Genomic DNA, 24,219 nt, shown 5'->3' with positions numbered 1-24,219 from the left:
CGGCCGCTAAGCGCTCTGCGGCGCCTTCGACGTGACCTGCCATTGGGGCCAGCCGGCCCTGCGGTTGGCCGCCGTCGCCAGCTCTTTTTCAGCCTGGGAGGCGAAACGCTCGTCCCAGTGCCGCAACCGCGGCTGGGCGATCAGCCGTTCCCACAGCGGCGGGATGAGGGCGCACACGAAACACAAAAAGGCGCTCGGCATCTGTGGCGCGTCCGGGCGTGGTTTCAGCTCGTGGAATTTGTACCGGCTGTCGAGATGGTGCTCGATATGGGTGGTGATCTCCACACCCAGTGGGCGGATGATCGTGCCGAGGTGATTCCAGGCGTGCTGCAGCTGGATCGGCGAGCCCGGCACCCGGACCAGGCCGTAATGCTGCAGATAGTTGAAACCTTCCACCAGCAGCTTCGAAAAGACCATCGCCGCGGCGGCCACCGCCATTCCCACCGGCCCGGCGACGGCGTGCACCGCTGCGAACAGCAGCGCGAGCAGCCCTATCTCCACGTACACCGCGTTCTTCGGATGAAAGATCGACAAGTCCCGCTTGCGCAGCGAGGTCACCGAGGTGACCACCCCGTCCTTCCACGCCCCGTAGGACGCCTGCCACATGAACGCGTAGATGCTCTGCCCGCGTTTGGGTGTGTCGCTGTCCTTTTCGGTGCACAAGTCGAGGTGGTGGGTGAGTTTGTGCCCCACGTCGCGATTGGGATCCAGGTAGACGGTGCTATAGACCTTGGCCACGGCGCGGGGGAACAGCGCACGCCGATGCATCAGCTCATGGGCGATCGGCAGGTTGGGGACCGCGCCGATCCACCCCACCGACAACACCATGCCGATGACCCCGGCCGCGTTGACCGTCCCGCCCGGCAGCGGCACCGCGCTGTGCCCCGTCCAGGCGCCCAGCCGCAGCGCGAACAGCGTCCATAACGCCGCCAGCAGCGGCAGATGCAAGTACAGCGGCACTTCGGCTAGCCATGCCGCCCGGATGTTGCGGATCTTGTGGTCGGCGGGCAACACGATGTCCAAGAACATCAGGATCGGGAAGGTTGCAATGCCGGCCCATACCCAGCCGCCTCCTAGCCACAATCCGGCCACGGCCGCCCCGGCGACCAGGCTGACCAGGTAATACCGTGCGGCGTCCATGTTCGGCTCCTTTCTACTCACAGTTCTTCTCACAGTTGACTTTTCCACGGTCGACGCACGTCACGCGCGCATTAATACCCCACCACCGGCTTGATGGCGCGGCCGGCTTCGGCGTCCGCGATGGCGGTGTTGATCTCGGTAAACGGGTAGCGCCGCACGATCTTGTCAAACGGGAATCGGCCGCGCAGGTACAAGTCGATCAAGCGGGGAATGAATAGGCTCGGCACACTGTCGCCCTCGATGATGCCTTTGACCGCACGCCCGAACAGCAGGTGCATCAGATCCAACGACACCTCTTGCCCCAGGGCGTTGGCGCCGACCAACCCGGCGGTGCCACCAACGTTGAGCGCGCTGACGGCCTGCCGCAGGGTCGCCGGTAGCCCGACGGCGTCCAGCGTGAAATCCACTCCGCCGCCGCTGATGGCCTGAATCTGCTCCACGGCGTCGCCGGAGGCTTTCACGGCGTGGGTGGCCCCCAGTTCGACCGCCATGTCCAGTCGCGACGCGCTGAGGTCGACCGCGATGATCGGGTCACAGCCGGCGATCACCGCACCCATGACCGCAGCCAGGCCGACACCGCCGGCACCGAACACGGCGATGCTCGCGCCCGCGGGCGGCGCCAGCGCGTTGAGCACCGCGCCCGCGCCGGTTTGCAGCCCACAGCCCAACGGCCCCAGCAACTCCAGCGGCGCCCGCTCGGAAACCTTGACCGCGTCGCGTTCCGCCACGACCACGTGACTGCTAAACGAGGACTGGCCGAAGAAATGACCGTTGAGTTCGGCGCCGTGGCGGTCGCGATAGGCCGTGGAACCATCGGCGCGGCGGCCACCGAAGTTCAGCCCTACAAAGGCATCGCAATGCATCGGATGCCCGCGCAGGCAGTTGCGGCACCTGGAGCACGACGCCGGCGCGAGCACCACGTGGTCACCCGGCGCCAGCGCATGCACAGCCGAGCCCACCGCCTCCACCACACCCGCGCCTTCGTGCCCCAGTATCGCCGGCGGGCCGGGGGGCAGCACCTGATCGCGCACGGTGATATCGGTGTGGCAGATCCCGCTTGCCACCATGCGCACCAGAACCTCGTCGGCGCGCGGCTCGCCGATCTCGACGTCTTCGATGTGAAAGGGCCCGCCTTTTTCCCGGAGCACGGCGGCCACGCCGGTTGTCATCGTCATCTCCTCGTGGCGTGCTCAGTTGCCCGCCGCCGGCGCGCCTAAGTAGACCGACTTCTGCTGCTCGTAGGCGGCCAGCCCTTCCGGCCCGAGCTCGCGGCCCAAACCGCTGGCCTTCACCCCGCCGAACGGCGCGGTGGGGTCGGGCAGATAGCTGTTGATGCCGATCGTGCCGGTCTGAACCCGGCGGGCCACCTGGACCGCGCGCTCGGGGTCGCTCGTCCAGATGGTGCCGCCCAGCCCGTAGTCGGAGTCGTTGGCGATAGTCACCGCCTCGTCGAGATCGGTGTAGCCGATCACCGATAGCACCGGGCCAAAGATCTCCTCCCGCGCCACCGTGAAGGTATTGTCCACGTCGGCAAACACCGTCGGCTCGACGAACCATCCCTTCTCCAGTTGCGCCGGTCGCCCCCCACCTACGGTGATCTTGGCGCCCTCGTCGAGCCCTTTCGCGATGTACCGTTCCACGCGTCGCCGGTGCTCGGCGCTGACCATCGGGCCGATCTGGGTGCCGGGATCGAGCGCATCACCAACGGTCAGACCCGCAACGAAATCGGTGAAGACGTCCACGATCTGCCGGTAGCGGCTGCGCGGGGCCAGCACCCGGGTGCAGAGGTAGCAGGTCTGGCCGTTGTTGAGCAGCGTCGCGCCGAACAGGTTTTGCGCCGTGGCCGCCAAGTCCAGATCGGCGTCATCGAGGATGATCGCCGCCGACTTGCCGCCCAACTCCAAGGTGACCGGGCGCAGCAGCCGGCCACACACCTCGCCGATCTGGCGGCCCGCTGCGGTCGACCCGGTGAAGGCGACCTTGTCAACCCCGGGATGGGACACCAGGTAGGCGCCGATCTCGCGCCCACCGGTGATGATGTTGACCACACCCGGCGGCAGCTCGGCCTCCTGCACGGCCTCGGCCAGCAGGTAGCTGTCGAGCACCGTCTCCGGTGAGGGCTTGATGACGACGGCGCAGCCGGCCGCCAACGCCGGAGCGTATTTAAAGGCGGCCAACGTTTGCGGGAAGTTCCATGGCACGATCGCGCCGACGACCCCGACCGGCTCGCGCCGCACCAGGGTCGTCCCGCCGAACAAGCCGGGGCGCTTCTCCTCCGGATCGCGGTCGCGAACCATGGCCGCGTAATAGCGCAGCAATGTCGCCGGAAACACCGCTTCCAACTGCCGCGACACCGTGATCGGCATGCCGTTTTGGCCGCTGACGCGCTGCGCGATCTCCTCCGCACGCTTGTCGAGTGCGTCCGCCAGCCTCTCCAACGCCTCGGCCCGCCGCGCCGGCTCCCACCGCGGCCATCCCGCCGGGTCATCGAATGCGTCGCGCGCGGCGCCCACCGCCGCGTCGACCTCTGCCCGGGTGGCCTCGGGTGCCTGCCCCAGCACTTCCTCGGTGCTCGCCGACACCACGGTGATCGGCGTCGCCGCGGGCGGCTTGACCCAGTCTCCACCGATGAACAGCTCGTCGTACGCCAACGACATGTCGTCTCCTTAAGGGCAGCGCAGCAGATGAGCCAGCTCACCCGCCGGGCCGCGGTGTGAACCAGATCACGCACAGACTAGAGGTTTTTAACCGTGATAGTCAAGATCTATAACTAGAAGGAATTTTGTGCGAGCGCCACCGCATGCCCGGACGGCAGGATCACGATGCCGAGCCGAGACGACCTGCGGCCGGGCAGCGGATCGGGGCGCGGAATGCGGAATCAAGCCGTTGTCGAGACGTCCGCGCCGTCGAGCGCGTCGGTCCGGCCGCCATTGCCGACAGTGGGCTGCACCGCCGGTGGCGGGCACGGCGGGGCGGTTTCGATGGACACCCGCAGGCGATCCAGAAGCACCGCCAGTTGGTGCAGGTCATCGCTGGTCAACCCGCTGGTCAGGACCTTGAGGTAGCGCCAGTGGTGGGGCAGGAACCCGGCTAAAAACGCCTCCGCGGCCGGGGTGATCTCGACCAGAAACGAGCGCCGGTCGTGGGGATTAAGCACCCGGCGCACCAAAGACCGCCGCGCGAGGGTGTCAATCAGACCGGTCAGGTTGGCGCGACGAACGGAAAGTAACTCGGCGAGTTCTCCCATCGTGACCGGCTCCTGCACCCGGTGCAGCACACTCAGCGCCTGGAACTGGCTCAAACTGAGTTTGTAGGGGGCCAGTTCTGCCGCGTGCGTGCGATCTACCGCCGCCACGGCGCGGTAGAGCATCATCATCACGGTCAGCGACTCCGGGTCGAAATCGTCGCCGGCCTCGCGCGCGCTCCGGGTGACCTGTTCGGCCACCGACAAACCTGCCCGGCCGGCCGCGACGCCGCGATTGCGACCTGCTGGCTGTGCGCTCACCTGCACTCCCTCGCGGGTGGAACCGGTATTGTCAGCAAAGTTTAGCACGGGAAGCTTGTTGACCCTGATATTTATACTGCTGTACTATCAAAACCTACTATCAATGGGCGATCTGAGCTGCCGGAGAACCGCGCGGAACGCAACCACAGGAGGACGGCCATGGGTGAGGTGCTGGGGATCGGGTTGTCGCATTACCCACCGCTCAGTGGCCGGGACGAGGACATGGCCGGCCTGCTTCGGGCTGCCCTCAAAGATCCGGCCATCCCGGCGGCGGCGAAGGACCCGGCACACTGGCCCGAGCTGATGCGCCGGGAATGGGGTTCCGACGAGGGCCGCTCGGCTGCGGCCGCGCACCGCGCCGCTCTGGTGGCCGGATTTGAGCGCGCCCGTGCGGCCCTGGATGAGTTCGCCCCGGACGCCGTGCTGATCTGGGGAGACGACCAATACGAGAATTTCCGCGAAGACATCATCCCCGCCTACTCGGTTCAGGCCTACGAGGACATGGAGGTCCGGCCCTGGGTGCAGGCCGATCACTCTTCGAACATGCTCGGTCGTGCCAACGTCTGGAACGAACCCGCCGACACCACGGTGTTCAAGGTGCGCGGCCGCCGCGACATCGCCAAACACCTCGTCACCTCGCTGCTGGATCGCGGCATCGACGTCGCCTACGCGTATGAGCCGCTGCACCATCTGGGGCTGCCGCACGCATTTCTCAACGCCATCTTGTACCTGGACTATCACCGCACGGGTTTCGACTATCCCGTCATCCCGTTTTCGGTCAACTGCTACGGGCGTCGCGTGATCAGCTACCGGGGTTTTGCCAGCCGGCTCGACGACACGCGGGAACTCGATCCGCCCTCACCGCATCCGGCTCGCCTGGTGGCCGTCGGCGCCGCGGTCGGGCAGATCATGGCCGAGTCGCCATGGCGGGTCGCTCTGGTGGCGTCCTCGAGCTGGTCGCACGCCTTCTTGTGCGACAAGACCTGGCGGCTGCGGCCGGACACGGCCGCCGACCGCTATCTCTATGACCGGCTCATCGCCGGCGATGTCGACGCGTGGCGGGCGGTGTCGCTGACCGATCTGGAGGAATCGGGCCAGCAGGAGCTGCTGAACTGGTTTGCGCTGTTGGGGGCGATGGAAGCGGTGGGCTCGCCGGCACCGTCATGGTCGGATTTTGTTGAGACCGATGTCTTCAACTCCAACAAAGTGTTCGCGATCTATCGGCCATGACGACAGCAAGCCCGCCGTCGAGAGCAAGGCCCGGTTTCTGAGGTATCCGGTGTGATGACATCACCGACGATGCGGCCGGAACGGCTTGCCCACGGCACCATCGACTTTCACACCCACGCGATCGACCCCGATTTGCCCGACGTCGGGGCAACGCATCAGGGATCCTTTCCCCGTGTCGAGCGCGCCGGTGAGCGCAGCGCCCGGATCATCGTCGATGACCGCGTGTATCGCAACATCGACGACACCTGCTGGTCGGCGAACGCCCGGATCCGCGATATGGATCGCGAGGGCATCGCCGTGCAGGTTCTTTCCCCGATCCCGGTGACGTTGTGTCACGAGCAGCCGGCGTCGGGCGCGGCGATCCTGGCGCACGCCCAGAACGACTTTTTGGCAACCCTGGTCGCGTCCGCGCCGCGGAGATTCCTGGCCCTCGGCGCGGTGCCGATGCAGGATCCGCCGCTGGCGATTCGGGAATTGACCCGGTGCGTCACCGAACTCGGGTTCCTCGGCGTCGAGATTGGCACCCGCGTCGGGGAATGCGACCTCACCGACGCCCGGTTCCGGCCGTTCTTCGACGCCGCGTCATCACTGTCGGCGGTGATCTTCCTCCACCCGGTCGACCGCGACCTGGATCCGCGGGTGACCAACATGGGGTTGGGGTTTGGGATCGGCATGCCCACCGAGACGGCGATCGCCGCGGCCGCGCTGTTGTCGGCCGGAATCGTGCAGGCCAGCTCCGGCGCGCGCTTCGTGCTCGCCCACGGCGCCGGCGCGCTTCCCGCCCTGCTACCGCGTCTGGACCGCGGGCAGCGCCTGGCTGTCGGCCCGGCCGCTGCTGAGCCGCTTTCGATTGCCGCACGTCAACTGTGGTGCGACTCGTTGACGTATGACGCCGCGAGCCTGCGGCTGGCGCTGCAACGGTTCGGCGCCGAGCATGTGGTCCTGGGCACCGACTACCCCTTCGCGGCACGTGAATGCCCCGCCGGAGAAGTCCTGGCGCACCTCGATCCCCAGCTGCGGCACCGTATCGGTGCGACCAACGCCTGCGCGCTGTGCTCGGGCATCAAGACACCCCAGCCCTCCTCAGGTGTCCGGACGCAGCAGACGGGACAGCTAACCGATCAGCCACCATTGGTCACATGATGAGCCGCACCGACGTCGACGTCGCAAACCGGAAGGGAAGCACCAAGCGATGACCGCCGACACCAACACCACGAACCCCGCTATCGGCGCGTCCGTCGACGCCGGCGGGATCATCACCAACTACCTGCGCGCCGGGGACCCGGCGGGAGAGCCCGTGGTGTTGTTGCACGGCTCGGGCCCCGGGGTGTCGGCCTACGCAAACTGGCGGCTGACCATCCCCGCACTGGCCGCCACCCAGCACGTCTTGGCGCCCGACCTCGTCGGCTTCGGCTACACCCAACGGCCCGCCGGCTACCACTACACCATGGACAACTGGATCGCCCACGTCGAGGCGTTTCTGGCCGCGCTGGGACTTCAAGCGTATGCGCTGGTGGGCAACAGCTTCGGTGGCGCGTTGGCGCTGCGGCTGGCCACCCGACACCCCGATCAGGTCCGCCGGCTGGTGCTGATGGGCAGCGTCGGCGTTCCCTTCCCGCTGACCGAGGGCCTGGACGTGGTGTGGGGCTATGAGCCCTCGGTGCCGGCGATGCGCCGCGTGCTGGATTTTTTCGCCTACAACCGTGAGCTGATCACCGACGACCTGGCGACGGCGCGCTATCAGGCCAGTGTGCAACCGGGTTTTCACGAGTCCTACGCGGCGATGTTCCCCGCTCCCCGCCAGCGCTGGGTCGACGCGATGGTCACCGACGACAACGCCATTCGTGACATCCAGTGCCCCGCCCTGATCGTCCATGGCCGGGAGGACCGGGTCATCCCGCCCGACACCTCGCGGCGGCTTTTCGAGCTGATCCCCAACGCGCAATTGCACATGTTCGGAAAATGCGGGCATTGGACCCAAATCGAGCATGCGGCGGCCTTCAACCGTCTCGTCGCGTCGTTTCTTGCCGAAGAACAGCAATGAGCCCCTGCTGAGCACGAGAAGAGACCATGGTGAAACTGTTCTCCCGTGCCAACACCCACGGGCCGCGCACCGCCACGATCACCGGCACCAGCAAGGTGTTCGAGGTTCCCGGCAAGGATTCCATCCTCAACGAAGCATTGGCCGCCGGTATCCCGTTCCCACACAGCTGTACGGTCGGCACCTGCGGCACCTGCAAATCCAAACTCGTCCACGGCAAGGTTCGCGAAATCGTCGATTCCGCCATCGCGTTAAGCGCGCAAGAGCTGCGTGAGGGCTACATCCTGCCGTGCCAGAGCATCGCCCGGACCTCCATCGAACTCGACGTCGCCGGCCTAACCGACATCCCGGATCACCCGCTGGTGCACGCCGAGGCGGTGATCAGCGCGCACCGGGCCCTCACCCACGACATCGCCGAGGTCACCGTCACCCTCGACACCGATCTCGACTACACCGCCGGCCAATACGCCGAACTGCGCCTCGACGGGGTGACCGGCCCGCGGTCATATTCTTTTGCCACCGCCCCGGACGAGACAAATTTGCGCCAAGCGACATTTTATGTCCGCCACGTGGCGGGTGGGCAGTTCACCGACTGGCTGTTCGACACCAATAGGCAAGGCGCACAGCTTCAGCTGGCCGGTCCCTTCGGTGACCTGTGGCTGCGCCCGGCCGAGGAACCTATTTTGTGTGTGGCCGGTGGCAGCGGACTCGCGCCGATCAAGGCGCTGCTCGAAGATGCCGCGCGCCAACGCTGTAAGCGACAAACGATCCTGCTCTTCGGGGCCCGGAGGTGGCGGGACCTGTACTGCCTGGCGGAGTTAGACGCCTTGCGCCGCTCCTGGAACGGGCCATTTGAGTTCCACCCCGTCCTCTCCGAGGAGCCAGTGGAATCGGCCTGGACGGGTGCCCGTGGCCTCGTCACCGACGTGCTGCACCAGCTACCGGGCCAGTTCGCTCACGACTGCCACGTCTACACGTGCGGTCCTCCCGTGATGATCGACGCCCTAGAGGGCGCCTTACGCGAGATCCGGGCCGACACGCAGCACTTCTATGCCGATCGATTCGTCACCCGCATACCCGGGGCCGCACAAACCCTGTGAGAAATCCATGAATCCATGTATCCCGAACGTGTCGCCGCCCCAACATTCGGAGGTCCAATGCCGACATCAAAGTCACAGACGCTGGCCACGGGTCCGATTGCTCTGCACCGCAGCCGAAATCGCCAACCGATTGTCCGCTTCCGCCACGAGCCAGATTGCCGAAGCCATGTCAGGCCAGGGCTAGCGATTTATCTAGTGTGATGACCGCTGCGACGTGCGATGGTTTCAGGAAACACCCACTGGAGGCAATGATGACCACATCGATGACGGAGAACCTCGACCGCCTCGCAACCCTGCTTGCCGACGCGGTGATCGAAGACCCGCGCGCCGGCCGCTACCGGGTCAACCGCCGGATCTTCACCGACGACGAGCTATTTGAACTGGAAATGAAATACATCTTCGAAGGCAACTGGGTCTACCTGGCCCACGAAAGCCAACTGCCCAACCCAGGTGACTACTTCACCACCTACATCGGGCGCCAGCCGGTGGTCATCACCCGCGATAAGGACGGTGCACTGCACTGCCTGATCAACGCCTGCGCGCACCGCGGCGCCATGCTCTGCCGCCGAAAGACCGACAACCGAATGACGCTGACTTGTCCGTTCCACGGCTGGACATTTCGCAACGACGGTCGGCTGCTGAAAGTGAAAGACCCCGAGGACGCAGGCTACCCGCCGTCGTTCAACGCCAACGGCTCACATGATCTGACAAGGGTCGCCCGTTTCGATAGCTACCGCGGCTTTTTGTTCGGCAGCCTCAATCCCGACGTGTTGCCCTTGACCGAACACCTCGGCGACGCCACCAAGGTCATCGACCTGCTCGTCGACCAATCCCCCGACGGCCTGGAGGTGCTGCGTGGTAAATCGACCTACACCTTCGACGGCAACTGGAAGGTGCAGGCCGAAAACGGCGCCGACGGCTACCACGTCTCGGCCACGCACTGGAATTATGTGGCCACCACTTCGCGGCGCAGTACCGGCGAATCCAAAACCGGCACCAAGGTGCTCGACGCTGGCAGCTGGGGCAAAAACGGCGGCGGTTACTGGTCGTTCCCGAACGGGCATGTGTGCCTATGGACCTGGGCTGCCAATCCTCAGGACCGGCCGCTGTGGGATAAGCTCGATGACCTAAAAGCCACCCTGGGCGCGGCCAAGGGCGAGTTCATGATCAAAGGGTCCCGCAACTTGGGCATCTATCCCAATGTTTATTTGATGGACCAAATGTCCACGCAGATAAGACATTTCCGGCCAATCGCGCCAGACAAGACCGAAGTGACCATTTACTGTATCGCCCCCAAGGGCGAGAGTCCCCGGGACCGGGCTCGCCGCATCCGCCAGTACGAGGACTTTTTCAACGCCTCCGGTATGGCAACACCCGACGACTTGGAGGAGTTCCGCTCGTGCCAGCGCGGCTTTCACGCGACCGCCGCGCATTGGAACGACATCAGCCGCGGTGCCGAGAATTGGCTATCCGGCCCCGACCACGTCGCCGCATCACTGGGCATGCGAGGAGTTATCTCATCTGGCACCCGCAACGAGGACGAGGGACTCTACGTGACGCAGCACAGTTATTGGCTGCGGACCATGCAGGCCGCTCTGGCCCAAGAAGCGGCCCGGCAGCAGGAGAACATCAGGTGACCACCGCGCAGAACGCCGATGCCGGCAGCAAATTAATCACCCAGAACACGGTCGAGCAGTTCCTCTACCGCGAAGCCCGCTACCTCGATGACCGCGAGTTCGAAAAATGGCTGGAGTGCTACGCCGACGACGTCATCTACTGGGTTCCCACCTGGGGCGACGACGACCGACTGGTCGAAGACCCACAGCGCGACATCTCCCTGATGTACTACGCCAACAAGGGTGGCCTGGAAGACCGGGTTTTTCGGATCCGCACCGAGCGCTCCTCGGCCACGTCACTGCCCGAGCCACGCACCAGCCATAACATCACCAACGTCGAGGTCATTGAGCGCCGCGGTGACCTGGTCGATGTGCGATTCAACTGGCACACCATGTATTTCCGCTACCAGAACGTCGACGCTTACTACGGGACATCGTTTTACACCATCGACTTCTCCGGTGAGCAGCCACTGATCCGGCGCAAGACCGTGGTGCTGAAAAACGACTACATCCACCATGTGGTGGACATCTACCACTTCTGAAGGTGCGCACATGGCTGCCGATGCCGCAACCTACCGGGTTGCGCTTTCGTTCGAAGACGGGGTCACCCGATTCATCACCTGCCGGGAGGGTCAGACCGTCGCCGACGCCTCGTATCGCCAGCGCGTCAACATCCCGGTGGACTGCCTCGACGGCGCCTGCGGCACCTGCAAGGCGTTTTGCGAATCCGGCCGCTACGACGGCGGAGCCTACATCGCCGACGCGTTGTCCCCCGAGGAGGCCGCGGCCGGATACTGCCTGCCCTGCAGCATGAAACCCCGCTCGGATCTGGTTCTACAGATCGCCAGCACCTCCGAGGCCGCCAAGATAGCGGCGGCCCGCTACAGCGGCACACTCACGGCCCTACGCCAGCTTTCAGCGACCACTATGCAAATCGGCATCGACATCCCCAACCGCTCTGAGCTGGCGTTCCTGCCCGGTCAATACGTCAACATCACCGTGCCCGGAACCGAACTCACCCGGTCCTACTCGTTCAGCAACTCCCCGGCCGAACGGCGGCTGACTTTTCTGATCAAATTGACGCCGGGCGGTGTGATGTCGAGTTACCTGACCGGCACGGCCGCCCTCGGCGACACGATCACCTTCACCGGCCCGCATGGCTCGTTTTTCCTGCGGGAGGCGGACCGGCCGGTGCTGATGCTGGCCGGCGGGACCGGCCTGGCGCCGATCCTGTCCATGCTGGGCGGGCTGCGCGAGCAGTCCAGCCGTCGCACAGTGCGGTTGATCTATGGGGTGACCACCGACGATGATCTGGTGGCGCTCGACGAATTGGCCCGGTTTTCCGTCCAGCTACCCGGCTTCAGCTGGGACTACTGTGTCGCCGACCCGGGCAGCACGGCGCCCAACAAGGGGCCGGACAAGGCCTACGTCACCAGCCTGCTTCAGCCGGCGCATCTTAACGACGGCGACGTCGCCGTGTACGTGTGTGGCCCGCCGCCGATGGTCGACGCCGTGCGGGACCACTTCAGCGCCGCCGGATTTGAACCATTCGGCTTTTACTACGAGAAATTCGCGCTCGCCGTGCCCGCCACCGACGAATCCGCCGCAGCGCCTTCTGCCGCCGCGTCTTCGCATGAGGAACAGCTGCTGCCCGCAGCCGATGCCCGAGCGGTCGGAGGTCAGATCATGCTGCCTGCCCAGGACATCGGCGCCTGGGCCGGGCCGGTAACCGTTACCGAGGACAGCCACGCGATACGCCAAGTGGCGGGACAGGAGATCTTCCCACCCCCAGGTAGGTCGGCGCCCGATGCCGCCACACCACCGACGCTTCCCCCATTACCTGCCACGGTCAGCCCGGATGGCTACCAGATCGGCGAGGAACACCCGCCGGTGCACGCCTCCGACGCCCTGTTCGAAGCCCGGCAGGCCTTCGAACTCGGCGTGCTGGACCTGACCCTGGGCCGTTTGACCAGCCAGCAGCTGGCCGGCTACCGGTTGCTCGCCGAGTCCACGCTGCGCTACGTCGACGGCGACCGATTGACCGACGCCGCCCAATACACCGAAGCCAACGCCGCGTTTCACGACTATTTGTTCACGCTGAGCGGCAACCAGCACCTGTTACAGGCCTACCACGCCCTCGATATCAAGGGCCGGATGAGCGAAGTGCTGCGTGACGCGACCTGGTGTCACCCGCTGATCGCCCGAGACCACGTCGACATCGTCGACGCGGTCGAGGCCGGCGACCGCGAGGCCGCGCGGGCGCTCATCATCGCCCACGCCGAGCGATCCAAGCGCACGATGCGCCGCGCCATCGCGGACGCGCATGCCGAGCGGCACCCGAAATTCGCCACACCCGGTCGTTTCACCGGCAAGGTCGTCATCATCACTGGAGCGGCCCAAGGCATCGGCGAGCACACGGCCCGGCGGATCAGTGCCGAGGGCGGCACCCTGGTGCTGGCCGACCGCTCCGCGCTGGTGAAGGAACTCGCCGAGGAGCTGTCGTGCTTCGGGGCGCATCCGCTGGCGGTCACGATTGACCTCGAATCGGCGAACGGGGCCGAAAACCTGATCCAGCAGGCGCTGGCCGCGTTTGGACGCGTCGATGTGCTGATCAACAACGTGGGTGGTGCGATCAACTTCAAACCGTTCACCGAGTTCACCGACGCCGAGATCCGTGCGGAGATCGAACGCTCGCTGCTGACTACGCTGTATTGCTGCCACGCGGTGCTGCCGTCGATGGTGCGGCGCGGTCATGGGGTCATCGTCAATATCTCCTCGGCTGCCACCCGCGGCATTCATCGCATCCCGTACTCGGCAGCCAAGGGCGGGGTCAACGCGCTCACCGCCTCGCTGGCCATGGAGTACGCCGCAGCGGGGATTCGCGTGGTGGCCACCGCTCCCGGGGGCACGCAGGCACCGCCGCGGCGGATCTCGCGTGGCACCCCAGAGCCGAGCACCGACACCGAGCGCGCCTGGTTCCAGGCCCACATCGACCAGACGCTCGACTCATCGTTGATGAAGCGCTACGGCACCCTTGACGAACAGGTCGCCGCGATCTGTTTCCTGGCCTCCGAGGAGGCCTCCTATATCACCGGCACCGTACTCCCCGTGGCCGGTGGTGACCAGGGATGACCCCTGGGGCCGGACGGCGCGGGGGGTGGGTGCCCGGGGGTGCGTGGCCAATTGCTCTAGGGCGGCTTTAGCGGCAGTTATGGCACGATCTTCGAGCGTTTCCCTGATCAGGCTAAATCGGTCTGGTCTACCGCCACGACTCAGCCGTCACTGACGTCACCGATTTCTACGACATGCGTTACGGAATGGCCCGCACGACACCGCCATCCACCCGCAGGGCCGCGCCCGTGGTCGCCGCGGCCTGCGGTGAGCAGACGTAGACCACCAGGTTCGCCACCTCCTCGGTGGTCGCAAATCGGCCCAGCAACGAGGTCGGTCGCATGGTGGCAAGAAACTCCTTCTCGACATCCTCGGTGCTTTGACCCCGCCGGCCGGCCAGTTCTTCCAGGAATGTGACGACACCCTCAGATCGCGTCGGCCCGGGAAGCACAGAGTTCACCGTCACCCCGCTCGCCGGGTAGGACTCGGCCAGGCCCCGAGCGACGGCGATCAAGGCGGTCTTCGTCATCCCGTAATGAACCATCTCCACGGGGATGTGCAATGCGGACTCGCTGCTGATAAACACCACACGCCCCCACCCGCGCTTTGCCATCCGCGGCACGTAGTGGCGGGCCAGCCGAACCGCCCCCATGACGTTGACATCGAAAAAGCGCTGCCACTCCTCGTCGGTGATCTCCGCGAACGGCTTCGGTGCGAAAATCCCGGCGTTGGCGACGAGTACGTCGACGTCGGGCTCGTGGTCGAGCAGTTTGGCAACCCCACCGGCGGTACCGACATCGGCCGCCACACCGCAAACCCGGGCTCCGGGAACCTCGTCTTGCAACCGGGTCACCGCTTGGTGGACACGGTCATCTGTCCTGCCGTTGATGACTACCGCAGCCCCCGCCCCGGCAAGCCCACGGGCAATCGCGTAGCCGATCCCGGCGGTTGACCCGGTCACCAGCGACCGTCGGCCCGACAAATCGATCCGCATGCTTGCTCCTTCCGCGAAGACCCCCGATAGCCGCAGCCCGCGGTAATCATCCCGAACACCAGCGGGCCCTTGGGGGCGCATTCCGGGCACCGGAACGCTCGCACCGGTGAGCCCACCCAGCGGCTTGAGCAGTGTGCAGTTACCCCACCCGGACGCCGAGCATGGAGAGTGAGCCCCCGTCAAAGCCCTCGACCGGCAAGGAGATGGGCTCGTCTTCGGCACATGTGCCCAGCACATATAGCAGCGGCAGGTAGTGCTCGGGGGTGGGAACGGCCAACGCCGCATCCGCGCCGGCGCGCTCGTAGGCGATCACGTCGTCAAAGCGGCGCGCCATGATCGCCTCCCGCAGCCAGGCTTCGAAGCGAACCGCCCACTCGAACGGGGCGACGGGGCGCCGGTCCCACGCGTAGACGCGCAGATTGTGCACGACGTTGCCGGAGCCCAGGATCAGGATCCCCTCCTCGCGCAGCCGGCGTAACCGGTACCCGATATCGAAATGCTGCTCGGGGGTGAGGGTTTCATCGATACCCAGCTGCAGCACCGGAATGTCGGCGGCCGGGTACATCTGCACCAGCACCGACCAGGTGCCGTGGTCCAGCCCCCAGCCGGTGTCGGGTTCGATGGGGGTGGGCGCCAGCATGTCCGCTACCCGCCCGGCGAGTTCGGGCGAACCCGGGGCTGGGTAGCTGACCTCGAACAGCGCGCGGGGAAAGCCGCCGAAGTCGTGCAGGGTCACCGGCTTCTCGGCGGTCGTGACCCGCCCGCCCGGGCCATACCAGTGCGCCGAGACCACCAGGATCGCCCGCGGGTGGGGAAGCGCGGCGGCCAATCGCCGCCAGGCCGCGCTGTAGGGGTTATCCTCAATCGCATTCATCGGATTGCCGTGCCCGACGAACACGGCCGGCATCAGCGCGGTTTGCATGTCTGACACTCCCGCTAGCCGATCAGGCGGCCGCAGGGGCCAAGACGATGTCGAAACGCACCCGCGACCACTCGCGATCGCCCACATCCCGGCCATCCGGGGTAGGGGTGCCGGGGCGGTGGCGGGTGAACTCTTTAATCAGCGAATCTTTGACACCGAAGACCGCATCGCCGATCTCAAGCTGGGGATCTCCAGCGACGAATACGTGTGTGACCAGGGTGCGCAACCCGTCGGCGGTGACCATGAAATGCAGGTGCCCCGGGCGCATCGGGGAGCGTCCCGTGGCCGCCAGCAGCGCGCCAACCGGCCCATCATGCGGAATCGGGTACGGAGTCGGGGTGAGCCCCCAAAAGCGGTATCCGCCTTCGGAATCGGTGAACAGGTGGGCGCGGGCAGCGACCCGGCCGTCGGGGTATTGCACATCGTAGAAGCCGGCCGCATCGGCTTCCCACACCTCGATGCGGGCGCCCGCCACGGGGTTGCCGTCGGTGTCGGTGACGCTGCCCTCCACCCAGCACGGCTCCCCGGGAGCGCCGCCGGCCATATCGCCCCCCAGGGGGATCTGCGGGGAGTCGGCGACGAAAAACGGTCCGAACACCGTCGCCTCGGTGGCTCCTTTGTAAATCTCGTTGTTGACGGCCACCGTTTGCATCGAGGCGCCCAACACATCGGAGAGCAAGATGAACTCCTGACGTTTGTCGTCGGTGATGTGCCCGACAGCGGTGAGAAACTCGATCGCCTTCGCCCACTCCGCCTCGGTGAGACGGACCTCGCGGATGAAGGCGTGCAGATACCGCGTCAGCGCCTGCATCAGCTGGCGCAGCCGCGGGTCTGGGGCAGCGGCAAATGCATCGACGACCCGGGCGACGACGTCGTCCTCCACGGCCTGCTGCTCAGGGGAGATTCCGGTGACGGTGCTGCCCGGCGTGTTCATCGTGTCTTCTCCATGTCTTTCGTGGTGTCATCAATGACGATTTTCGGATCGGCTCCCCGCCATGCCGCGGTGAGTAGGCGGCGCAGATCGTCGGCGTGGACCGGGCGCGGATTACCCGGCGGCACCACCGGCAAGATTGCGTCCACGGCACCACTGATGTCGCGTTCGTCAAACCCGTAGTCGCGCAACGCCCGCGGCGCCCGAAGCCGCACCCGCAAGCGTTGCAGGCCCTCGATCGCGGTCGTTGCATCCAGCGCGGTCGCGATTCGCTGTGCGACCTGCGGTGCGGCGCTGGCGTTGAACGCCAGTACGTAAGGCAACACGATGGCGTGGGTTGGGGCGTGCGGAAGGTTGTAGACGCCGCCGAGGACGTGACAGATCTTGTGATGCAGCCCCGATCCGGCCGAGCAGAACGCGACCGCCGCCAGGTACGCCCCGTACAGGGCATGCTCGCGGCCGCCTAAGCCCATCGGGTCGGCCGCGATCCGCGGCAACGCAACCCCGAGCGCGCGGATCCCCTCTTGCGCCAGGACTTGACCGATCGGGTCCGCGTGCGGTCCCCACATCGAATCCACGCAGTGCGCCAACGCATTCATCCCCGAGGCCACACTCATCGCGACCGGCAACGAACGGGTCAGCTCCGCGTCGTAGATCACCGCGCGGGGCAACACCCCCACGTGCGCCCCGGTGGTCTTGCCGTTGCCATCGGTCAGCCCCCACACGTTCGTGGCCTCCGAGCCGGAGTAGGTCGTAGGCACCGCAACGATCGGCAGTGCGCTGGTCAGCGCGACGGCTTTCGCCAGTCCGATCGCCGAACCACCGCCGATGCCGACCAGCACATCCGCCCCGTGGCGGGCAGCGGCGTCGCGGGCCCGCTGGGCCACCTCGACCGGCACATGCATCACCACCTCCTCGTGACGATGCGCCACCGGTAGGCCGGCGGTAATCCTGCCCGCCCGCCGCAACGCGCCCGGCGAGGCGATCACCATCACCCGCGAAGCGCCCAGCCTTGTCACCTCGCGCGCCAGCATCGACTGCGCCTCACCCGAGGCGAAGCACACTCGCTGTGGCAGAAATTCGTGCTGGAAACGCAATACGCACAACCCTTTCACACGACCGAGCAGCGTTGCGCGCTTGAGCCAGTCGGCTACGGTTGATCCGATGAGTGGTGTGTGGGCACTGGGCACCGGCAAACCTCGCCGTCAGATGCGCACGCTGCCAGATAACTTACGGGTTGACAACGGTCACCAGGGTAGTTGTTCCCGCACGCGGAACAAAACAGCCAACTCCTGCCGACGGGACGGGGTCGCGGCCACGCCATCCAGCGTGTCCCCTGGCGCCTTCACACGGCTTGCAGTATCAGGGGGGGTCCGGGATCCGGTGACAGCGGGACATTTTCGCGCTGCATGAGCCAGCCCGCGATGTTGTGGAACAGCGGTGCCGCTGAGGATCCCGGGGACCCGTCGGCAGCACGCCGTGGGTTGTCCATCATCATCCCGATGACATAGCGCGGGTCGTCGGCGGGCGCCATGCCGGCAAAGCTGATCCAGTAGACGTCGTCGTAGTAGCAGCCGCAGGCCGGGTTGATCTGCTGTGCGGTACCGGTTTTGCCGGCAATCTGATAGCCGTCGACCGCGGCCGCCGGCGCGGTACCCTGCTGGTAGCCGCGCGGGTCGCGCTGCACGACCGCGCGCAGCATGTTGCGCACGGTCTGCGCGGTCTGCGGGGAGACCACCCGAACCCCCTGCGGGCGCGGCTCTTCGGTTCGGGTGCCGTCGGGCGCGATGACCGCCTTGATGATCCGCGGCGGAATCCTCATCCCGTCGTTGGCAATGGCCTGATACATCCCGGTCATCTGCAGCAATGTCATCGAAAGTCCCTGGCCGATAGGAAGATTGGAGAACGTGCTGCTTGACCACTGGTCGATCGGAGGTACCAGCCCGGCGCTCTCCCCCGGCAGCCCCACCCCGGTGCGCTGGCCCAGCCCGAACTTCTTGAGCATGTCGTAATAGCGTTCCGGGCCGACGCGCTGCGCCAGCATCAGCGTGCCCACGTTAGACGACTTGCCGAATACCCCGGTGGTGGTATAGGGCATCACACCGTGACCCCAGGCATCATGCACGGTGACTCCGCCGAGGTGGATTGAGCCGGGCACCGAGAGCACCTCGCCGGGATCGCTCAGCCCGTACTCGATGACCGCGGACGCGGTCACGATCTTGTTCACCGAGCCCGGCTCGTATGGTGCGGACACCGCGGGGTTGCCCAGCTGCTTATCACCCTGGCGCCCGATGTCCTGCGAGGGGTCGAAGGTGTTGTCGTTCGCCATGGCCAGCACCTCGCCGGTCTTGGCGTCCAGCACCACGGCCGACACGTTGCGCGCGCCGGAGGCGTTCTTGGCCTGCTGTACCTGCTGCTGCACATAGAACTGGATGTCGTCGTCGATGGTGAGCTGGACGGTCGACCCGTTGACCGCTTTATGCCGGTTGCGGTAACTCCCCGGGATGACAACCCCGTCGGAGCCCCGGTCGTAGGTGACCGAGCCGTCGGTTCCGGCCAGCACGGCATCCATCGCGTCCTCCAGACCCAACAGGCCGTGACCGTCCCAGTCGATGCCGCCGACGATATTGGCCGCCAGTGATCCGCCCGGGTACTGGCGCAGGTCCTGGCGCTCGGCGCCGACTTCGGGATATTTCTTGGTGATCGCGCTGGCGATCGCGGGGTCCACGGCACGGGCCAGGTAGACGAACGTCTCGTTGCTGCGCAGCTTTCTCAGCACGGTGGCCTGGTCCGGCTTGTTGTTGAGCCGCGCCGAGACCTCCGTGGCGATCTCACGCAGCCGCTGTTGCGGGTCGGGGGCGGTGGCGTTCTTGCGTTTCGCCTCGGCCAGTTGCTTGCCGATCCTGCGGGGCTGAAACGTCAGCGCGCGTGCTTCGATGGTGAAGGCCAACCGGTCGTTGTTGCGGTCTATAATGGCGCCGCGCACCGCCTTTTCAATGTCGGTGACCTTCAATTGCCCTGCGGCCTCGGCGCGTAACCCGGCCGCGCGCGGCACCTGCAGGTAGAACAACTGCGCCACCGCCACAATCAGCGCCGTGAAAATAACCGCATTTCCGGCTCGGTACCGAAACACGAACGAGGCACCGCGGGCGCCTAGATCGACCGCGTGCCGGGTACGCCGGTCGGATGCCGGGTGGCCGTGCGCAACCATGCTGCCGTGCCCTTGCCGGCGCTGCTTTTTCGGCTTTGCCGACCCACCTGCCCCGTTGCGTTTCGCTTTGTACCCGTCGCTGTCCTGAACGTCTGCCGCGTTGCGAACGCGGCGCGCCGGCCATGTCCGCGGCACCGGGCGGCTGGCTATTTTCGCGCCATGCCTCATCGGCGGTCACCGGGGGCTGTGATGGTCAGCGGACCGAACTGTTCGCCACCGGGCGAGACGGTGGGGGCGCCACCGTCCGGGGCGGCGGCAGCCGGGGCCGGCACCCCGGCGCCCGGGTCCGGCCCGCCGGCGGCCGGCAAGGAACCCGGTTGCCCTCCCGGAGCCCCATCTGACGGCGAGGGCCCCGGGGAACCCGCCGGAGCCGGAAGGTGCTGGATTCCCAGTGTCGTCGCGCCGTCCGGAGCGCGAACCAGCACCTCCGGCGGGGGCGCGGCCGCGCCCGGCGACACCCGCACCGGCAACTCCACCGAATTCACCTGCCGCGGTGGCGGCGTCGGGTTTTCGTCGGGCAGCTTGGTGTTCAGTGGTGGCGGCGGAACCCCCTCCGCTGGCTTGGGAGTCCCGACAACCACCCAGTTACCGGCGGGGTCTTGGACGAGGTGCGCGGTGTCCCTCGTCGGGATCATGCCCAAGTTTCTGGCCTGCTCGGCCAGCGCCGGTGCGGCTTGGGCTTGCAGCACGTCGCGTTCGAGCGCTTCCTTTTGCTGTCGAAGCATCCGGGCTTGCTCACGGGCGTTGCCCAGCTCATAGGAGCGTTCCGCGGAATCGGTGGATAGCCACAGCGTGACACCCAACCCAACACCGAGGGAACCGATCACCAGCACCACAAAGGGCACCTTGCTCACCAGCGCGCGCGGCCGTAGGTCGATTGACGCCAGCCTGGCGATGAGACGCTCCCGCAGCGGAACCCGAACAACCCTGGGTGCCTTAGCTTTCCGGGCTTTTGCGCGTGCCTTGGCTTGGCGGGTGTTTTTGGGCCGGGCCAATCGCTCGGCGGGGCGGGGCATCGGCGCAGTCTGCGGTCCCGAACGCACCCCTCGGGGCTCGCGGGCGGGTGCGGCGACCCGCTCTGCGCGCCGGCGCTCTTTGCTGCGGCGGCTTGGCGGCTCGTGCTTGACTCTCATCGATCGCCCCTCCGTGCGGCCCACGGCCCCGGTTGTACGCGCTGCACCGCGCGCAACCGCGCCGACGCGCTGCGCGGGTTGCGTTTCACCTCGGCCGCGTCGGCGCGCTCGGCGCCGTGAGTCAACCACCGGAATCGTGGTTCGTGACCGGGCAGCTCAACCGGCAAACCCTCCGGGGTGCGGGCGGCGGTCGCCCGGCTGAACACCCGCTTGACCATGCGATCCTCCAGTGACTGATAGGACAACACCACCATCCGGCCGCCAACGGCCAGCGCGTCCAGCGCCGCAGGCAGCGCGTTTCCCAGCGAACCCAACTCGTCGTTGACCTCGATGCGCAACGCCTGAAATGTGCGCTTGGCCGGATGCCCGCCGGCGCGCCGGGCCGGTGCCGGGACCGCTTGGTAGACAACCTCGACCAACTCAGCGGTCGAGGTGAACGGCGCACGCGTGCGGCGGCGCACGATGTGCGCGGCGATTCGTCGGGCAAACCTCTCCTCGCCGTAGCGCCAGAGGATGTCGGCCAGAGCGGCTTTGTCGTAAGTGTTGACGATGTCGGCCGCGGTCAATGGGCAGCCGGGATCCATCCGCATGTCCAACGGCGCATCGTGAGAATAGGAAAACCCTCGCTCGACGCGGTCGAGCTGGATAGACGACACACCGAGGTCGAACAGCACCCCGTCCACTGATTCCGTTGCGGCGTAGCCAGCTCCAGTCAACGCTGCGGCGATGTCGTGATAGCGGGTCGGCACCAGCGTCACCCGGTCGGCGAATCGGGCCAGCCGAGTGCGAGCGATGTCGAGCGCGGCCGGGTCGCGGTCGAGGCCGAGCAGGCGCAGGCCCGGCAGCCCGGTAAGGAAGCGCTCCGCGTGTCCGCCCGTGCCGATGGTGGCGTCGACGAGAAGCGCCCCCGACCCGTCTGGATGATGCCGGGTGAGCCCCGGGGTGAGCAACTCGACGCAACGGGCCAGCAGCACCGGCACATGCCCGAAATCGCCTGGCTGGTCGGCCACGGGCACACCTCCCCCGCTTTGGCTACCGGCGGGCCGACGGGCCGCCTGTGCATCGAGGTCCCTGTCCGATAGCGCGAACCTGGCGTTGGGGAAGTACGTCAGGGTCGGTTCGGGCAGAGGCCACGCTGCACCGGCATGCGCCTTAGATGATGTCGCCGAGCGTTTCATCGCTGGCCGCGGAAAAGTTCTCTTCGTGGGTCCGCTGGTAGTCCTGCCACGCCTGGGCGTCCCAGATCTCCAAATAGTCGACCGCCCCGATCACGACGCAGTCCTTCGACAGGTTGGCGTAGCGACGATGATCGGCCGACAACGTGATCCGGCCCTGGGCGTCGGGATGCTGCTCGTCGGTGCCGGCGGCGAGGTTGCGCAGGAACGCCCGCGCGCCGGGGTTGCTCCGCGACGCCTTGCTAGCGCGGCGCGCCAACTGCTCGAACTCCGCCCGCGGGTAGACGGCCAGGCTGTGGTCTTGGCTTTTAGTGACCATCAACCCTCCTGCTAGTGCGTCGCGAAACTTGGCGGGCAGTGTCAGCCGCCCCTTGTCGTCGAGCTTGGGCGTATAGGTGCCCAGAAACATCAGGCCACCTCCCGCCGCGACACGAAGCGACTGCGCTCCCACTCACCCGACTTCTGCCACCATACCCCACACTTCCCCACTTCTCCCCATTTTCGGGGTAACAGATCGTTAATGCAATGCTTTCTGGCTGCTCTGGGGCTGTTTTTGCGCTAGTCTCGGGCGGGTTTCGGGTTAGCTCTTGGGGAGCGGTCCCGACTCCCGTGCTGCTTTGGTCGGGTCCGCTAACGCCCTGGATTCGCACGAACTCCGGGAAAACACCCGCCGAGCACAACCCAATCCACCCCCAACCGGTCAAGGCTGGACGCAAGTGTGGCCTTGGGTGGGGGAAAGTGGGGCAATTTCCGGGCTCCGCTCCCGTAGCACCGGGCGATCCGGTTTAGGGAGCCACCTGGGTAACGAGCGGGGGCGGCCTTCGCCGCCCCCGGCACGTGAGGCCCCTTCCGCCCGGAGTCCGGCTACTGTTCGAAGCGGCGCCGGAACCGATCTTCCATGCGGCTGGTGAAGGAGCCGCCGGCGCCCTTGCTGCGCCGCTGGCGTGCCGACGACGCGCCGGAATGATCGCGCCTACCGGGCAGCCGCGGACCGGTGATGGCGAACACCACGCCACCGAACATCACGACGAAACCAAAGACGCTAAGAATAGGGAAGCTTCCGATCATCGTGGCCCTGAATGCCACCCCGGAGACGAGCATCCCCAGGCCGATGACGAAGAACGCCGCACCCTGCAGTCGCCGCCGTGTGGTCGGCGCACGCAGCCCACCCCCACGAACACTCGAGGCGAACTTGGGATCTTCGGCGTAGAGAGCGCTCTCGATCTGCTCGAGCATCCGCTGCTCATGATCGGAGAGTGGCATTCGTCCCTCCTTGCCGAAAGGCTGTCACGCACCACCGCCGCACGTGCCCGCCCGCTGTGAACAACTAACTCAGATGATACGAGGTCAGCCAGCGCCATACCACTGGTTCGCCAGCGATTCTAGCGGCGGCCCCACGTGCGTCGAAAGCCGCCACCCAGTCCGGTAATCCGGTCCGATAATGGGGAAGGCCCGCACCACAATTACCTGCCGAGGAGGGCAACGCGAGTTGACGACGTTCCTCATCGATCTGGCCCCGCAAGATATGCAGCGCCGCCTCGATGACGCCCTCGCTGTGTACGTCGACGCGATGCGCTATCCGCACGGCACCGAGAGTCAGCGCGCGGCAATGTGGCTGGAGCACACCCGTCGGAGCGGCTGGCAGGCCGTGGCCGCCGTGGAAGCCGACGGCGACGCCGATGACCTGCCGTCGGCCGCGCAGTTGCGCAATGCGCCCCTGCTGGGTGTGGCCTACGGCTATTGCGGGGCGCCCGATCAGTGGTGGCAGCAGCAGGTGGTGCGGGGCTTGCAGCGCGGCGGGTTTGCGCACGCGGAGATCGCCCGGCTGATGTCCAACTACTTCGAGTTGACCGAATTGCACATTCACCCCCGCGCCCAAGGTCGCGGCCTGGGTGAAGCGTTGACCCGGCGCCTGCTCGCGCGGCGTGGCGAGGCACACGTGCTGCTCTCGACGCCGGAGATCAACGGTGAAGCCAACCGCGCGTGGCGGTTGTACCGGCGGCTGGGCTTCACCGACATCATCCGTGGGCACCACTTCGCGGGCGATCCTCGAGCGTTCGCGATCCTGGGCCGCACGCTGCCCTTGTGATGCGACTCACCGTTGGCAATG

21 protein-coding genes are annotated in these 24,219 nt (G+C 66.4%); 8 read left to right on the top strand and 13 right to left on the bottom strand.

Going from position 1 to position 24,219, the window contains the following annotated elements:
* Positions 1-6: 6 nt before the first annotated feature.
* The 4 genes from MSM1_RS18900 to MSM1_RS22170 form a co-directional block, all read right to left on the bottom strand.
* On the bottom strand, positions 7-1,140 hold the full coding sequence (locus MSM1_RS18900) for a fatty acid desaturase (protein WP_213445248.1): 1,134 nt from the start codon (positions 1,138-1,140) through the stop codon (positions 7-9).
* 71 nt (positions 1,141-1,211) lie between these two features.
* Positions 1,212-2,309, bottom strand: a complete 1,098-nt coding sequence (locus tag MSM1_RS18895) for an NAD(P)-dependent alcohol dehydrogenase (RefSeq protein ID WP_213445246.1) — start codon at positions 2,307-2,309, stop codon at positions 1,212-1,214.
* Between the two features lie 21 nt (positions 2,310-2,330).
* Positions 2,331-3,797 (bottom strand): aldehyde dehydrogenase, encoded by a 1,467-nt coding sequence (locus MSM1_RS18890; RefSeq protein WP_213445243.1) that lies wholly within the window; start codon positions 3,795-3,797, stop codon positions 2,331-2,333.
* 221 nt (positions 3,798-4,018) lie between these two features.
* Positions 4,019-4,645, bottom strand: a complete 627-nt coding sequence (locus tag MSM1_RS22170) for a MarR family winged helix-turn-helix transcriptional regulator (RefSeq protein WP_213445241.1) — start codon at positions 4,643-4,645, stop codon at positions 4,019-4,021.
* Between the two features lie 159 nt (positions 4,646-4,804).
* Here MSM1_RS22170 and MSM1_RS18880 point away from each other — a divergent pair, with 159 nt between their 5' ends.
* From MSM1_RS18880 to benC, 7 genes are all read left to right on the top strand, one after another.
* The gene (locus MSM1_RS18880) at positions 4,805-5,875 is read left to right on the top strand and encodes an extradiol ring-cleavage dioxygenase (protein ID WP_213445239.1); all 1,071 of its coding nucleotides are present in this window, start codon (positions 4,805-4,807) and stop codon (positions 5,873-5,875) included.
* A gap of 54 nt (positions 5,876-5,929) precedes the next feature.
* Positions 5,930-7,018 carry an amidohydrolase family protein gene (locus MSM1_RS18875; protein ID WP_213445767.1) on the top strand — a complete coding sequence of 363 codons (1,089 nt, stop codon included), beginning with the start codon at positions 5,930-5,932 and terminating at the stop codon, positions 7,016-7,018.
* 49 nt (positions 7,019-7,067) lie between these two features.
* Positions 7,068-7,919 carry an alpha/beta fold hydrolase gene (locus tag MSM1_RS18870; protein WP_213445237.1) on the top strand — a complete coding sequence of 284 codons (852 nt, stop codon included), beginning with the start codon at positions 7,068-7,070 and terminating at the stop codon, positions 7,917-7,919.
* A gap of 26 nt (positions 7,920-7,945) precedes the next feature.
* The gene (locus tag MSM1_RS18865; protein ID WP_213445235.1) at positions 7,946-9,016 is read left to right on the top strand and encodes a 2Fe-2S iron-sulfur cluster binding domain-containing protein; all 1,071 of its coding nucleotides are present in this window, start codon (positions 7,946-7,948) and stop codon (positions 9,014-9,016) included.
* A gap of 251 nt (positions 9,017-9,267) precedes the next feature.
* The gene (locus tag MSM1_RS18860) at positions 9,268-10,653 is read left to right on the top strand and encodes a Rieske 2Fe-2S domain-containing protein (protein WP_213445765.1); all 1,386 of its coding nucleotides are present in this window, start codon (positions 9,268-9,270) and stop codon (positions 10,651-10,653) included.
* Entirely contained in the window at positions 10,650-11,174 is a 525-nt protein-coding gene (gene benB / locus MSM1_RS18855) for a benzoate 1,2-dioxygenase small subunit (protein ID WP_213445233.1), read from the top strand. Before MSM1_RS18860 ends, benB begins: the two co-directional genes overlap by 4 nt.
* 10 nt (positions 11,175-11,184) lie before the next feature.
* On the top strand, positions 11,185-13,764 hold the full coding sequence (gene benC, locus MSM1_RS18850) for a benzoate 1,2-dioxygenase electron transfer component BenC (RefSeq protein ID WP_213445231.1): 2,580 nt from the start codon (positions 11,185-11,187) through the stop codon (positions 13,762-13,764).
* 178 nt (positions 13,765-13,942) lie between these two features.
* On the opposite strand, the gene MSM1_RS18845 is transcribed toward benC, so the two are convergent.
* The 9 genes from MSM1_RS18845 to MSM1_RS18805 all read right to left on the bottom strand — a co-directional run bounded on the left by MSM1_RS18845 (position 13,943) and on the right by MSM1_RS18805 (position 23,372).
* Complete coding sequence (locus MSM1_RS18845; protein ID WP_213445228.1) at positions 13,943-14,737, bottom strand: SDR family NAD(P)-dependent oxidoreductase; 795 nt, start codon at positions 14,735-14,737, stop codon at positions 13,943-13,945.
* A gap of 139 nt (positions 14,738-14,876) precedes the next feature.
* Entirely contained in the window at positions 14,877-15,659 is a 783-nt protein-coding gene (ygiD, locus tag MSM1_RS18840; RefSeq protein ID WP_213445226.1) for a 4,5-DOPA dioxygenase extradiol, read from the bottom strand.
* A gap of 22 nt (positions 15,660-15,681) precedes the next feature.
* The gene (locus tag MSM1_RS18835) at positions 15,682-16,593 is read right to left on the bottom strand and encodes an intradiol ring-cleavage dioxygenase (protein ID WP_213445224.1); all 912 of its coding nucleotides are present in this window, start codon (positions 16,591-16,593) and stop codon (positions 15,682-15,684) included.
* Entirely contained in the window at positions 16,590-17,687 is a 1,098-nt protein-coding gene (locus MSM1_RS18830) for a maleylacetate reductase (protein ID WP_213445222.1), read from the bottom strand. The genes MSM1_RS18835 and MSM1_RS18830 overlap by 4 nt, the downstream gene beginning before the upstream one ends.
* 248 nt (positions 17,688-17,935) lie before the next feature.
* Positions 17,936-19,801, bottom strand: a complete 1,866-nt coding sequence (locus tag MSM1_RS18825) for a peptidoglycan D,D-transpeptidase FtsI family protein (protein ID WP_374101744.1) — start codon at positions 19,799-19,801, stop codon at positions 17,936-17,938.
* A gap of 164 nt (positions 19,802-19,965) precedes the next feature.
* On the bottom strand, positions 19,966-20,934 hold the full coding sequence (locus MSM1_RS18820) for a hypothetical protein (protein WP_236056900.1): 969 nt from the start codon (positions 20,932-20,934) through the stop codon (positions 19,966-19,968).
* On the bottom strand, positions 20,931-22,112 hold the full coding sequence (gene rsmH / locus MSM1_RS18815; RefSeq protein WP_213445217.1) for a 16S rRNA (cytosine(1402)-N(4))-methyltransferase RsmH: 1,182 nt from the start codon (positions 22,110-22,112) through the stop codon (positions 20,931-20,933). Before rsmH ends, MSM1_RS18820 begins: the two co-directional genes overlap by 4 nt.
* Positions 22,087-22,518, bottom strand: coding sequence for a division/cell wall cluster transcriptional repressor MraZ (gene mraZ / locus MSM1_RS18810; RefSeq protein ID WP_213445215.1), 432 nt, complete (start codon positions 22,516-22,518; stop codon positions 22,087-22,089). The genes rsmH and mraZ overlap by 26 nt, the downstream gene beginning before the upstream one ends.
* 455 nt (positions 22,519-22,973) lie before the next feature.
* The gene (locus MSM1_RS18805; protein ID WP_213445212.1) at positions 22,974-23,372 is read right to left on the bottom strand and encodes a DUF3040 domain-containing protein; all 399 of its coding nucleotides are present in this window, start codon (positions 23,370-23,372) and stop codon (positions 22,974-22,976) included.
* A gap of 226 nt (positions 23,373-23,598) precedes the next feature.
* Here MSM1_RS18805 and MSM1_RS18800 point away from each other — a divergent pair, with 226 nt between their 5' ends.
* Entirely contained in the window at positions 23,599-24,198 is a 600-nt protein-coding gene (locus tag MSM1_RS18800; protein WP_213445210.1) for an N-acetyltransferase, read from the top strand.
* The last annotated feature ends 21 nt before the right edge of the window (positions 24,199-24,219 follow it).

This window comes from Mycobacterium sp. SM1, from assembly GCF_018361265.1.
Lineage (GTDB): Bacteria > Actinomycetota > Actinomycetes > Mycobacteriales > Mycobacteriaceae > Mycobacterium.
The sequence above is the reverse complement of the archived record's forward strand: the minus strand, read 5'-3'. Positions and strand labels throughout refer to the sequence as shown.